Below are 13,908 nucleotides of genomic sequence, written 5' to 3' on the forward strand. Positions count from 1 at the left end.
TTTAAACACTCTCTCCCCCCAGCGCACTATCCGGGTGTGACAACCAACCGGGCGCCGCAACCACGAAAGACTATTCCTGTGACCATTCCTCCCGCCTCATACACCTTAGAGACCATCGGCTTCGACCCGTCCTGGCAGGGCGCAGCAATCCGCGCCGCGTTCACCCTCGACGGCACGCTTGATGATTTCACCCTCGCCCGCGTCAGCGCCGTGCACCGCACCCGCTGCGAACTGCTGACCTGCGAGCAGGGCGAGCTCGTGAAGCTCTCCGCTCCCCTGCGTCCGGTCGAAAACGACTACGGCGAAGAAGAGTACCCCGTCGTGGGCGACTGGGTGCTCGCCCAGCCCATCCCCGGGACCGGTAGCGATAGCCAACCCGCGGAGCACAAACCCCTCGCGATTCTGCCCCGCCGAAGCTACCTCACCCGCCCCAGCGCCACCCGCGAATCCTCGGATCAGCCCGTCGCCGCCAACGTGGATATGCTCTGCATCGTTGAGCCGTGCTTCCCCGAGCCGTCCATCGGGCGAATCGAACGCTACACCGCCCTGGCGCACGCCTCCGGGGTGCAGGTCGCGCTGATTCTCACCAAGGGCGATTTGGTGACGGCCGAACAACTCACCGGGTACCGGGAATCCCTGGGTAGCGGCGTGGATGCGGTGCTCACCGTCTGCACGGATAACGGCTACGACCCCGCACCGGTCGCGGAACTCGTCGCAGGGCGTACCGCCGCGTTCCTGGGCCGCAGCGGCGCCGGAAAATCTACCCTGGTCAACGCCCTGCTCAACCCCGGAGTTGACCCCCGCGAAGATACTTCAGAGAACCAGGTGCAGGCCACCTCGGCGGTTCGCGGTGCCGACGGCAAGGGGCGCCACACCACCACCAGCCGCCAGATGATCGTTCTGCCCGGCGCTGGAGAATCTGGCGCTGAAGAATCCGATGCAGAAGGCTCCAGTGCGGAATCCTCGGCTGGCACGGTGCTGATCGACACCCCGGGCGTGCGCGCCCTCGCCGCCACGAGCGACAGCGCCGCCATTGACGAAACCTTCGACGACGTCTCCAGCTACGCCTCCTCCTGCCGGTACAGCGACTGCTCCCACGGCTCCGAACCCGGATGCGCGGTGCAGCAGGCGCTCGCCGACGGCACCCTCGACCCCGAGCGTTTTGAACGCTACCGCAGGATGATGGCGGAATCCGCGCGCCTGCGCCTGCGCTCTCAGGAGCGCGAGTACCGGCAGAGTAACCGCGCCTTCACAAAGGCGAACAAGACGGGCCGCCGCACCCTCATGTCCATTAAAGGCCGCGCCAACTAGCCGCGAACACGCACGCCCCGGCTAGGCTTCGGTGAGACTTCGGCGGGGCTTCCACAGGCTGAGCCGGGCAACCCCGTACAAGCCGCAATATAGTAGCCTCCCTCACTCTTCGATACACTAGAACTAGGCGTGCCCATAGTCCCCTGCCCCGTCCCCTCGGCGGTAGAAGACGCAGGCGCAGACGGCACACACCATTCACAAACCCATAACTCATGAAAGAGGTGGCAGCATGGCTGAACAGAACCTCACCCCGCCCGTACCGAAGAAGGTCGAGCACCGCCGTGAACACCACGGCGACGTCTTCATCGACCACTACGAATGGCTCCGCGACAAGGAAAGCGAAGAGGTCCTCAACTACCTCAAGGCAGAAGCCGAATACACCGAAGCTGTCACCGCAGACCAGCAGCCCCTCCGCGAGTCCATCTTCAACGAGATTAAGAACCGCACCCTGCTGTCGGATCTGACCGTCCCGAACCGTATCGGTGACTGGTGGTACTACAGCCGTATGGTGCCCGGCGGCCAGTACCCCGTCTTCTACCGCTACCCCGCCCTGCACGAAGGCGACGAGGTGGTGCGCTACACCCCGCCGACCGTCACCCCCGGCGAGGTGCTTGAGGGTGAGGTCGTCATCCTCGACTGCAACGAATACGCCAAGGACATGGAGTTCTTCTCCCTGGGTAGCTTCCAGCCGGCGCGTAACGGCAAGCTGCTGAGCATCTCCGTGGATGAGAAGGGCGACGAACGCTACGAGCAGCGCTTCCTCAACATGGAAACCGACACTTTCCTCGAAGACACCATCCCCAACATTGCGGCGGGTTCCTTCTTCATCAACCACGCCGAACAGCTCATCTACGTAGTCCCCGACGACTCCTGGCGCCCCTGGCGTGTCTACGTGCACGACGTCGGACAGGGCACCGAAGATCACCTCATCTACGAGGAACCTGACAACACCATGTGGCTCTCCGCCGCTATGAGCTCCGACCGTTCCTCCGTGGTGCTCACCAGCTCGAACTCCGAGTACACCGAGGTGCGCATCGTCCCCACCCGCGAACCCAAGGGCGAGCCGACCCTGCTCATCCCCAAGAGCGCGGGCATCGAATACTACGCTGAGCCGCTCAACATTGCCGGCGAGCAGCACCTGCTGATTCAGCACGACTACAATGCTCTGAACTCCGAGCTGGTGCTCGCAGACATGCCGCGCGAAGGCGAAAGCCTCGAGGAGTACGCGCAGCGTTGGGTGCCGGTCATCCGCCACAGCGAGCACGTGCGCCTGGAGGGCTTCACCTTCACCGCAACGCACCTGGTCGTCACCGCCCGCGCAGACACGACCACCCGCATCTTCCTTGCGCCGCGTGAGCAGCTGCCCATCCAGTGGCGCCGCCGCCGACCCGCCGGCGTGACCTTCATGGAGCCCGCCGGCTTCGACGAGGAGCTGTACACCGCATCCGTGCTGCGTGCGGAGAACTACTCCCCCGTGCTGCGCATCGCCTACACCTCGTACCTGACCCCGCGCCGCGTCTACGACTACTTCCCCATGTCGCAGACCCTGCTGCTGCGCCGTGAAACCCCGGTGCTCGGCGGCTACAACCGCGAGGACTACCGCGCCTACCGCGACTGGGCACCGGCGGCGGACGGCACGCTCATCCCGATTTCCGTGATTCACCGCGCCGACCTGGACATGAGCCAGCCGCACCCGGTCATCCAGTACGGTTACGGCTCCTACGAGTCGTCCATGGACCCGATGTTCTCCATCCCGATGCTGTCGATCCTGGACCGCGGCGTCATCTACGTCATCGCGCATATTCGCGGCGGCGGCGAGATGGGCCGCTCCTGGTACCAGAACGGCAAGAAGCTCGCGAAGAAGAACACCTTCACCGACTTCGTTGACGTCACCAGCTACATTGCGGCCAAGCCGTGGGCTGATGAGGCACGTATCGGCTGCTACGGCGGTAGCGCCGGCGGCCTGCTCATGGGCGCCGTGCTGAACCTCGCCCCCGAAAAGTACGCCGCCTGCCTGGCAGCCGTGCCGTTCGTGGATGCGCTGACCACCATCCTCGACCCGGAGCTGCCGCTGTCGGCGATGGAGTGGGAAGAGTGGGGCAACCCGATTGAGGACCCCGAGGTCTACGCCTACATGAAGTCGTACACCCCGTACGAGAACATCCGCCCGGTCCGCTACCCGGCGATTGCTGCGGTGACGAGCCTGCACGACACCCGCGTGCTCTACGTGGAGCCCGCCAAGTGGATTGCGGCGCTGCGCGAGCAGATTGACCCGTCGTCGCCGGTGCCGCTGCTGAAGATTGATATGTCGGGCGGTCACGGTGGTGGTTCCGGCAGGTACACGCGTTGGCGCGAAATTGCGTGGGATTACGCGTTCCTGTTGACTAACCTCGGCGTTACTGAGTAGCTCATCTCTTAAATAGAACGCTCCGTCTGTATCTGAGTGATGCGGACGGAGCGTTCTTCGTTTATCCCTGCTCTTGTGGCGGTTCGCTACACACTTCCTCCGCGCCTACGCAGGGGCACCCGTCACACGGGCGCTCCGCCCTTCCTCGCTTCGCTGCGGAGAGCACCCGTGTGACACCCTGAGGGCGCTTCCGGAAGGTGTAGCCTCGCCGCCCGGTCACATGGGCCGCGGAAAGCACCCGAGAGGGTACCCTGATGTCGCTTCCGGAAGGTGCACCGGCACGCTTTGACCGCGGGGCCGAGAGCGGCTCGCTGAGGGGCTACCCGAGCACCCAACCGGAAAACGCGGCCGCCCCCCCACAGTACCCCAGCGCGGAAAGGCGGTATCGTCCGTAGTGACATCAGGGTGCCCGAAGCGAAGCGAGGGCGGGTGCCCCTGTAGGAACGAGGACGATAACCGCCTTTCCAAGCGGAACCGTGCATCCCGCGCAGAACCTGGAATGAGGTAAAAGAGCGAAAGAGGCGCCGCCTCCCACACGGGAGACAGCGCCTCTTTCATTAGAACCGGGTCAGCGGAAAAGCTTAGCCTTCCACGCCGCACTCAGCCAGAATCAGCTCACGCACGCGGGCGGCGTCAGCCTGACCGCGGGTAGCCTTCATGACCTGGCCGACGATAGCGCCAGCTGCCTGAACCTTGCCGGCACGAATCTTGTCGGCGACGTCGGGCATTGCTGCCAGTGCTTCCTGAACGGCTGCGGTGAGTGCGCCGTCGTCGGAGACCACGGCCAGGCCGCGTGCCTCAACGATTTCGGCGGGGGTGCCTTCACCGGCGAGGACGAACTCGAGCACCTGGCGGGCGATCTTGTCGTTGATCTTGCCTTCGGAGATGAGCGCTTCGAGGGCAACCACGGTTGCGGGCTCCACGCCGAGGGCGGTGAGCTCAACTTCGGCCTGCTTTGCGCGGCGGGCGATTTCGCCCATCCACCACTTGCGGGCTGCTGCTGCGGTTGCGCCTGCTGCGACGGTCTCTTCGATGACGTCGAGTGCGCCGGCGTTGACTACGTCGCGGAACTCTTCGTCGGAGTAGCCCCACTCGCCCTTGAGGCGGCGGCGGCGCTCTGCCGGGGGTTCAGGCAGTTCGGCGCGCAGACGCTCAATCCATTCGCTGTTGGTGACGACCGGGACCAGATCCGGCTCCGGGAAGTAGCGGTAGTCGTCAGCATCGGACTTGGGGCGACCCGAGGAGGTTTCACGAGTGTCTTCGTGCCAGTGGCGGGTCTCCTGGGTGACCTTTTCGCCGCGTTCGAGGATTGCGGCGTGGCGGCGGATCTCGTAGCGGACGGCGCGCTCGACGGAACGGAGGGAGTTCACGTTCTTGGTTTCGGAGCGGGTGCCGAACTTCTCTGCGCCCTTGGGCATGAGGGAGACGTTGGCGTCGCAACGCACATTACCGCGTTCCATGCGGGCGTCGGAGATGCCGAGGGAGCGGACGATGTCGCGGATTGCGGCAACGTAGGCGCGTGCCAGTTCGGGTGCGCGTTCGCCGGCGCCGACGATGGGTCGGGTGACAATCTCGATCAGGGGCACGCCTGCGCGGTTGTAGTCGACCAGGGAGGAGGTTGCGCCCTGGATTCGGCCGTCTGCGCCGCCGACGTGGGTGAGCTTGCCTGCGTCTTCTTCCATGTGGGCGCGCTCGATTTCGACGGTGAAGATGGTGCCGTCTTCGAGTTCTACGTCCAGGGAGCCGTTTTCCGCGATGGGGCCGCCAGCCTGGGAGGTCTGGAAGTTCTTCGGGGAGTCCGGGTAGAAGTAGTTCTTGCGGGCGAAGTAGGACTTGTCTGCGATGTCGCAGCCCAGTGCCAGGCCGAGCTTGATGGCGGACTCAACAGCGGTCTTGTTCACCATGGGCAGCGCGCCGGGCAGGCCGAGCGAGACGGGGGTGACGTTGGTGTTGGGCTCGTCGCCGAACTCGTTGGGTGCGGAGTCGAACATCTTGGTCTTGGTGTTCAGTTCGACGTGCACCTCGAAGCCGAGGACCGGGTCGTACTTTTCGATGGCTTCTTCGAAGCTGAGGACTTCTTCACTCATTACTTGGTTCCCCCAAAGTCAAAGTCGCGGATCAGGGTTTCGGTGTCGGGCAGGCTCTTGTAGAGCGGTGCGCCCCACTTTGCGGTGAGCAGTTCTTCCAGTGCTGCGCCGACGCGGTAGAGGCGTGCGTCTTCGCGTGCGGGTGCGGTGAACTGGATGCCGACGGGCAGGTTGTTCTCTTCGGAAAGGCCGCCGGGCAGGGAGAGCGCCGGGACGCCTGCCAGGTTGACGGGCACGGTGGCGACGTCGCCCAGGTACATTGCCATGGGGTCGCCTTCGGTCTTCTCGCCGAGCTTGAACGCGGTGGAGGGCGCGGTCGGGGAGATGAGCACGTCGCACTTTTCGAATGCTGCCGCGTAGTCGCGCTGGATGAGGGTGCGTACGCGCAGTGCGGCGCCGTAGTAGGCGTCGAAGTTACCTGCGGACAGTGCGTAGGTGCCGAGGATGATGCGGCGCTTGACCTCGTGACCGAAACCTGCGGAGCGGGTTGCGGACATGACGCGTTCGATGGTGACGGGGCCGTCTTCGGGTACGACGCGCAGGCCGTAGCGGACGCCGTCGTAGCGTGCCAGGTTGGAGGACACCTCGGAGGACATAATCATGTAGTAGGCGCTGATGGCTTCGGTGACGGAGGGCAGGGAGACCTCAACGATCTCTGCGCCTGCGGCACGAAGCTCTTCGACGGATTCGCGGAAGCGTGCGAGGACGCCTGCTTCGAAGCCTTCGCCGTCGCCGCCACCGAGTTCCTTGATGACGCCGATGCGCAGACCGGACAGGTCGCGCTTGCGCGCTGCTTCTGCGCCTGCCTTGGCTTCTTCAACAAAGTTGCCGGGCTCATCGGGCAGAGAGGTGGAGTCGAGCGGGTCGTGGCCTGCGATTGCTTCGTGGAGCAGCGCGGTGTCCAGGACGGTGCGTGCGACGGGGCCGACCTGGTCGAGGGAGGACGCCATGGCGATGACGCCGTAGCGGGAGACGGAGCCGTAGGTGGGCTTGACGCCGACGCTACCGGTCAGTGCTGCGGGCTGGCGGATGGAGCCACCGGTGTCGGTGCCGAGTGCCAGGGGTGCCTGGAAGGCGGTGACGGCTGCTGCGGAGCCGCCGCCGGAGCCGCCGGGTGCGCGGTCGAGTGCCCAGGGGTTGCGGACTACGCCGAATGCGGAGTGCTCATTGGAGGAGCCCATTGCGAATTCGTCGAGGTTGGTCTTGCCGAGGATGGGCATGCGTGCTTCGCGGACCTTGCGGGTGACGGTGCCGTCGTAGGGGCTCATCCAGCCTTCGAGCATTCGGGATGCTGCGGTGGTGGGCTGGCCCTTGGTGACGATGAGGTCCTTGACGGCGATGGGTACGCCTGCGAGCGGGGGCAGTTCTTTGCCTGCTGCGCGGTCTGTATCCACTGCTGCTGCGGTGGCGAGTGCTTCTTCGGCGTTGATGTGCAGGAAGGCGTTGAGGCCGCTCTTGCCGTCTGCGCGGTTATCGCTCAGGGGTGCGCCGTCGGTGGCTGCGATGCGGTCCAGGTGTGCCTGGGTGAGCTCGACGGAGGTGATTTCGCCGGATGCGAGCTTTTCTGCTGCTTCTGCGGCGGTGAGCTGGATCAGTTCGTTCACTTGGTTGTTCTCCTCTTAGTCTTCGTCGAGGATTGCCGGCACGCGGAACTTGCCGTCCTGTGCGTCGGGGGCGCCGGAGAGCGCCTCTTCCTGGGTGAGGGTGGTGACGGGTACGTCTTCGCGGAAGACGTTCTCGAGGGGGATGGGGTGGCTGGTCGCGGGGATGTCGGCAGTTGCTTTCTGCGACATGGTCTCAACGGATGCGACGATGACGTCCAGCTCAGACGCCATCGCGGTGAGTTCTTCATCGGTCATCTCAATGAGTGCCAGCGATGCCAGGTGCTTTACCTGTTCAAAGGTGATGGCAGACATGGTTCTCCCGTAGTTTGTTTTCTTGTCTCTTCTCTAGTGTAGTGGAGGTTGCGTTTTCCGTCTCATTGGGGGTTGGAGGGTTTACCTGCTGGTTTGCGTGGTCAGGCGGTGTTCTCCTCCCCTATTTTCGGGTTAAATGCTCAACGCCCCGCTCCTCGTGTGAGGTGCGGGGCGTTGAGCTACAACGTGTCCACGTTACGCTTGGGGGTTAATCCTTAGGCGGGGATGGTCAGAACCTGGCCGGGGAAGATCAGGTCAACGTTGTAGATGATGTCGGTGTTCGCAGCTGCGATTGCCTGGTAGCCGCCTGCAACGCCGAGCTTTGCAGCGATCAGCGAGAGGGAGTCACCGGGAACCACGGTGTAGGTGCCTGCTGCAGCCTTGGGAGCTGCGACGGGTGCTGCTGCTACGGGAGCCTCAGCTGCCGGTGCTGCTGCGGGAGCTGCGGGAGCCTCAACTGCGGGTGCAGCGGGTGCTACCGGTGCAGCGGGAGCTGCTGCGGGTGCCTCAACTGCTGCGGGTGCAGCCTGAGCTGCAGGAGCTGCGGGTGCAGCCTGTGCCGCGGGAGCGGTGTAGGTCTGCTGGGTCTGCGACTGTGCAGCCACGGTGGTGGTGGGCTCGGTGTAGGTGGGAGCTGCGCCGGTCTTGCCGTAGAGGCCAAGCTTAGCGGAGCATGCGGGCCATGCGCCCCAGCCCTGGATAGCGAGCAGACGCTCGCCAGCCTCGATCTGCTGTGCACGGGAAGCGGTTGCGGGGGAGCCGGACATGCCGACGCCGTTCCAGGACTGCTGGGTGAACTGCAGACCGCCGTAGAAGCCGTTACCGGTGTTGATGGACCAGTTGCCACCGGACTCGCACTGTGCCAGTGCGTCCCAGGTAGCACCGTCTACTGCGTTTGCAGCGGGCATCGACATGGTAGCTGCTACAGCGCCACCGATGGCGAGAGCTGCTGCGGTACGACGAATGGAAGTGTTCTTCATAATGCTCCTTGGGGCCGTCCCCGCTCGTTCCGTCCCCGGAACTCTAGCGCGCCGCCGCTCACCCTTTGATAACGAAGTAGGTTACTCATTTTCTGGCTCTACCATGTGAGCGGCTCTCCACCGATTTCATGTCACTGTGAGCGATTCTGCACTTGTGTGCGGAATCCGGGTGGCACTTCCTCGGTGGGGACGTGCGGTAGAACCGGGCATCGTTTCAAGCATTCCAAGCTTGAAACCACACAGGCGATTCCCTTGCGAGAATCTGTCTGGTCTCAAAGATAACCGAGGTTTTTTATGATTCCAACCTGATTTCAAGTTCACAGTGAACGTCCCGGGTTCTCCCAGGGTTCTTTCAGGTTAAAAGTGCAGGAAACATTAATCAAGACCTAGAACCCCGCGTATCTTAAGGGTTTCACCCCGGAATTTCGGGGTTTTCTAGGGACTTAACCCCGAGTGCACTCCCCCACTGAGCTTTCCGAATCGGGGTGAATGAGCACCACCTTTAAGGGTTTTGAACGGCGTGTAAATATTTTTTAAATATTTCTTCGCTTTGGGAGTGTTTTAAGGCGCTTCCACCTTAAATGCTGTGGTAATTACAAATACCAAAAATTGGCATTCAGGCTCTGGAGCACGCACTCCAGAGCCTGAATGCTCTATATATTGCAGGGGTCAGATTCAGATGACCCCGCTACCGGGTCTACTCGGCGGTAGCCTCAACCGCCTCCGGGCCACCCTCGAGCAGGGCGGTAAAGCCCTCCTCATCCAGCACCTTCAGACCCAGCTGCTGAGCCTTATCCAGCTTTGAGCCGGCGTTCGCGCCAGCGACCACAAAGTGGGTCCTCTTAGATACAGAACCGGATGCCTTACCGCCGCGAGAAATAATGGCTTCCTTCGCACCGTCACGGGTGTAACCGTTCAGCGTGCCGGTCACGACCACGGTCAGGCCCTCCAGGGTGCGCTCTACGGACTCGTCACGAGTATCTTCCATGCGCACACCGGCGGCAGCCCAGGAGTCCACCACCTCGGCGTGCCAGTCCTCAGCAAACCATTCAATAATCGAGTCGGCAATCGTGGTGCCCACACCGTCCACAGCGGCGAGGCGTTCACGGTCAGCCTCGCGGATCGCCTGCATCGAACCGAACTCCGCGGCGAGCGCGCGGGCAGCGGTCGGGCCCACGTGGCGAATCGAGAGGGCAACCAGCACGCGCCACAGCGGCTGCTGCTTTGCCTTCTCCAGCTCGGCAAAGAGGTTCAGCGTATTCTTCGTGGGCTTCGGCTCGGGGCGCGCCTTGGTCGGCTTGGTGTAGAAGTAGGGCACGCGCTCCATCTTTCCGGTGCCCACGCCCTTGACCTTCTTCTCACGCTCGATGGTGACCTCGCGCAGGTCCTCGATGTTGAGGCTGAACAGGTGCGCTTCGGTCGTGAGCGGAGGGGTGTCCGGGGTTGCGGGGCTGGTGAGTGCCTTTGCTGCTTCGTAGCCGAGCGCCTCAATGTCGAAGGCGCCGCGGCTTGCCGCGTAGTACACGCGCTCGGTCAGCTGCGCAGGGCAGGAGCGGGGGTTCGTGCAGCGCAGGTCCACGTCGCCTTCCTTGCCGGGGGCAAGGGGCGAGCCGCAGGAGGGGCATTCGCTGGGCATGACGAACTCGCGTTCGGTGCCGTCACGCAGGGCAACCACGGGGGCGACAATCTCGGGGATCACGTCGCCTGCCTTGCGTAGCACCACGGTGTCACCGATGAGCACGCCCTTAGCCTTGACCACGTCCTGGTTGTGCAGGGTGGCGCGTTCCACGGTCGAGCCGGAGACGAACACGGGCTCCATGACGCCGTAGGGGGTCACGCGGCCGGTACGTCCCACATCCACGCGGATGTCCAGCAGCTTGGTGTGCACCTCTTCGGGCGGGTACTTGTACGCGACCGCCCAGCGCGGCACGCGGGAGGTGTAGCCCAGCTGAGCCTGGGTCGCGAAGTCGTTGACCTTAATGACGATGCCGTCGATTTCGTGCACCAGGGAGTGGCGCTGCTCGCCGTACTTATTAATGAAGTCGAACACCGCCTCGGTGTTAGCGGCGATTTCACTGTAGGGGCTCACGGGCAGGCCCCAGGAAGCGAGCAGATCGTAGGTCTCGTACTGGGTGGCGATGTCCAGGCCGGTGCGTGAACCGATGCCGTGCACGTACATGCTCAGCGGGCGCGAGGCAGTCACCGCAGCGTCCTTCTGGCGCAGGGAGCCTGCCGCGGCGTTACGCGGGTTCGCGAAGGGGTTCTTGCCGGCGGCAATCATGGATTCATTGAGCTTCTCAAAATCGGCGGAGGAGATGAACACTTCGCCGCGGATTTCAATCTCTTCGGGGTGGTTCTCGCCGGTCAGCTGCTGCGGGATGCTCGCAATGGTGCGCACGTTGTGGGTGACGTCTTCACCGGTGGTGCCGTCGCCACGGGTTGCCGCGCGTACGAGGGTGCCGTTGCGGTAGAGCAGGTTCACGGCGAGGCCGTCAATTTTCAGCTCGGTCAGCCACTGAGGTGCGGCACCGGTGAGGGTGCGGGTGCTCTCCTCGGTCTTGGTCAGCCAGGTGCGCAGTTCTTCGAAGGAGAAGACGTCCTCAAGGGAGTACATGCGCTGCAGGTGGGTGACGGGCGCGAAGGCCTCGATGGCTTCGCCGCCGACCTCCTGGGTGGGCGAGTCGTTGGCGATGATGAGCGGGTGCTCGGCCTCAATGACTTCGAGGCGGCGGTAGAGCGCATCGTATTCAGCGTCGGAGAGGAAGGGGGCATCCTCGTTGTAGTAGGCGCGGCGGGCGGCGCGAATCTTATCGGTCAGTTCCGCGTACTCGGCACGCAGAGCCTCGGTAATCTCTACGGTGTTCTCTGCCGCAGTCTTTGCGGGGGCAGTCTGCTGGGTGGTGTTGTTCTCAGTCACCCGTCCAGTTTAACGTTTTTGCCGCGCCGCTCCCCTATCGCTCGTCATATTGCTCGGGTTCCGCCAGCGCAAACGCTGGCGCAAGAACACCGTAGCTACTTCCTGGATTGCGCTTCCTTAGTTTCTGTACGCGAATACAGTTCACCCCCGCCTCCTGCAGGCACTCAATCGAGCGCTCGAAGAAAGCGGGGGGGGGTGAACCGTCAGGTATGAAGTTTAGGCTTCGACAGCGTCGGCAACAATCACCGTAATGTTGTCGCGTCCGCCCGAACGCAGAGCCTCGTGCTGCAGAACGTCAGCGGCATCCTGCGGGTGGCGGATTGAGGTAAGCACGCGCGCCATGTACTCGTGCGAAAGCTCACCGGAGAGACCATCGGAGCAGAGCATCAGGCGGTCACCAGGGCGGGCGGGCAGAACCCAGAAGTCCGGCTCCCAGTAGTTGCCGGTACCCAGCGCGCGGGTAATCACGTTACGGCGCGGGTGGGTCAGCGCCTCCAGGGCGGTAATCTGTCCTTCATCGACCAGGTACTGCACCTCGGAGTGGTCACTGGTGACCTGCTCAAGCGATGCAGAACCCTCGGAACCGGGCAGCTTCTCCATGGCGGAGTGGTGAATGCCCTCTTCCTCACGCAGCAGACGGTAGGTTCGGGAGTCACCCACGTTGAAAACAACCCACAGGTTACGGTCGCCAATGCGGGTCAGCCAGGCACCGGTTACGGTCGTACCGCCGGAGCGGGAAAGCGCCTGCTTAATCTCCTCGTTAGTTTCACCAATCAGATCGTGCAGACGGTTCAGGGTGCCCACAATCTCATTGTTGAGCAGGGTGTTTGCGCGGCGGCGGCGCTTGGCGGGATCTTCCTCATCAATAGCGGCGAGGCGCTCAAGGTAAGTCTGCTGTTCCTCTTCGCTACGACCACCGGGCATGGTGAAGAAGGGCGAGTAGGCGAGCTGACGCACGCACAGGCGCGAAGCGACCTCGCCCGCCTCGTGACCTCCCATGCCGTCCGCGACCACGCAAAGGGAACCGGCGACGACCATCGAATCTTCGTTATTTTCTCGATGTGCGCCGCGGTGCGTTGCACCACCGGTACGTAGTTTCAGTTCAGTCATGAGAGGTCTATCTCCATTGTGTAGTTCACGCGACGAGTCACCGCCACGGGGTCTACGTTACCAAAGCTTCTAACGTTTCGTGTTCCCTGAGAGGTGAGATTGTAGCGATTTCCCACCTGTCGGAGCGTGTTTGCTGTCTCATTATCGGTCAGCACGGTACCCGGTTCAGCCAGGGAGACCAGGCGCGCAGCCAGGTTCACGCTGGAGCCGTACACATCACCGCGGTTAGCCAGAACCTCACCCCAGATGAAGGCGACACGTGCATCCGGCAGTTGCGGGTCGGCACCAATCTTTTCGGAGAGCTGCAGGCTAATCTCTGCGATAGCATCCGGGGTTTCGGTGAGGAAGAAAACTTCGTCACCGAGAGTCTTAATAATGCGACCACCCAGGGGTGCAATAACGTCCAGGCAACTCTGCTCAAAGTGGTTGATGAGCTGAGAAAGAGCCGCCGCGTCTAGGTTACGTACCAGAGAGGTGTACGAGACCAGATCCACGAATCCCACGCCACGCACCAGGGGCAGGCGGGAAAGACCGGAGGTGGTCACGTTATTTTCGCGCAGTCCCAAGCGCAGGATTCCGGCGTACATCTGACGGCGGTATGCGTACAGCGCCAGACGCTCGAGAACCTCGAGGTAACGCGGGAAGTCTTTGAGGAGCTTGCGGCGGGCATCATTGTCGTCGAGGTTTTCGGTGACCATAATGTTGTGCACCAGCGCCTCAATCTGCCAGGCAACGGTACGGTCGGTCAGTTGGCCTTCGGCACGAACCAGGGACGCTACGTACTCCATCCGAATATCGCCGGATTCATCCAGCTTCTGCAGGTCGGCGAGCATCTGCACGTCGGTTTCAGTGAAGTAGGGCGCGTGCTCGGCGATGGTCGGGAAGCCCATGTTGTGCCAGATGCGCTGTGCGGTTTCGAGGGGAATTCCGGCGTATTCGGCAGCCTGTACGGGAGTGTAGCGGCGGCCTTGGCCCAGAAGGGATTTTTCGAGCTCTCGGATTCCTGCCTTAGATTCCTCGTCTCGATAGATATTGTTCTGGGCGAGGTTCTGGAGGATTCGGAGGTTGAGCATTTGGGTTTCGGGGCCCATGGTGGCGCCGGTGTCCTGCGGCGAGTGCGCAGGTTCGTGGCGGTCTGCCGTGCTCATTGCCGCTGCCGCTCCTTTCATCCCTGCCGGAA

General features: G+C 63.0%; 9 protein-coding genes. 2 read left to right on the forward strand and 7 right to left on the reverse strand.

The window, feature by feature from the left end:
• Positions 1-78 precede the first annotated feature (78 nt).
• On the forward strand, positions 79-1,311 hold the full coding sequence (rsgA, locus tag RWL87_RS01955) for a GTPase RsgA (RefSeq protein ID WP_313968716.1): 1,233 nt from the start codon (positions 79-81) through the stop codon (positions 1,309-1,311).
• Positions 1,312-1,540: 229 nt separating this feature from the next.
• The gene (locus RWL87_RS01960; protein WP_313968717.1) at positions 1,541-3,718 is read left to right on the forward strand and encodes a S9 family peptidase; all 2,178 of its coding nucleotides are present in this window, start codon (positions 1,541-1,543) and stop codon (positions 3,716-3,718) included.
• A gap of 581 nt (positions 3,719-4,299) precedes the next feature.
• Here RWL87_RS01960 and gatB read toward each other — a convergent pair.
• The 7 genes from gatB to RWL87_RS01995 form a co-directional block, all read right to left on the reverse strand.
• Entirely contained in the window at positions 4,300-5,805 is a 1,506-nt protein-coding gene (gene gatB / locus RWL87_RS01965) for an Asp-tRNA(Asn)/Glu-tRNA(Gln) amidotransferase subunit GatB (protein ID WP_005507019.1), read from the reverse strand.
• A complete protein-coding gene (gatA, locus tag RWL87_RS01970; protein ID WP_313968718.1) occupies positions 5,805-7,409 on the reverse strand; it encodes an Asp-tRNA(Asn)/Glu-tRNA(Gln) amidotransferase subunit GatA in 1,605 nt (534 codons plus the stop codon). Before gatA ends, gatB begins: the two co-directional genes overlap by 1 nt.
• A 15-nt stretch (positions 7,410-7,424) precedes the next feature.
• Entirely contained in the window at positions 7,425-7,721 is a 297-nt protein-coding gene (gene gatC, locus RWL87_RS01975) for an Asp-tRNA(Asn)/Glu-tRNA(Gln) amidotransferase subunit GatC (protein WP_005507016.1), read from the reverse strand.
• 215 nt (positions 7,722-7,936) lie between these two features.
• Positions 7,937-8,701, reverse strand: coding sequence for a transglycosylase family protein (locus RWL87_RS01980; protein WP_049361726.1), 765 nt, complete (start codon positions 8,699-8,701; stop codon positions 7,937-7,939).
• Between the two features lie 697 nt (positions 8,702-9,398).
• Positions 9,399-11,618: an NAD-dependent DNA ligase LigA gene (gene ligA, locus RWL87_RS01985; RefSeq protein WP_313968719.1), complete on the reverse strand. Its 2,220-nt coding sequence runs from the start codon at positions 11,616-11,618 to the stop codon at positions 9,399-9,401.
• 216 nt (positions 11,619-11,834) lie between these two features.
• Positions 11,835-12,728 carry a protein phosphatase 2C domain-containing protein gene (locus tag RWL87_RS01990; RefSeq protein ID WP_313968720.1) on the reverse strand — a complete coding sequence of 298 codons (894 nt, stop codon included), beginning with the start codon at positions 12,726-12,728 and terminating at the stop codon, positions 11,835-11,837.
• Positions 12,725-13,876 carry an adenylate/guanylate cyclase domain-containing protein gene (locus RWL87_RS01995; protein ID WP_313968721.1) on the reverse strand — a complete coding sequence of 384 codons (1,152 nt, stop codon included), beginning with the start codon at positions 13,874-13,876 and terminating at the stop codon, positions 12,725-12,727. The genes RWL87_RS01990 and RWL87_RS01995 overlap by 4 nt, the downstream gene beginning before the upstream one ends.
• Positions 13,877-13,908: the final 32 nt, after the last annotated feature.

The organism is uncultured Rothia sp. (genome assembly GCF_963555405.1).
Lineage (GTDB): Bacteria > Actinomycetota > Actinomycetes > Actinomycetales > Micrococcaceae > Rothia.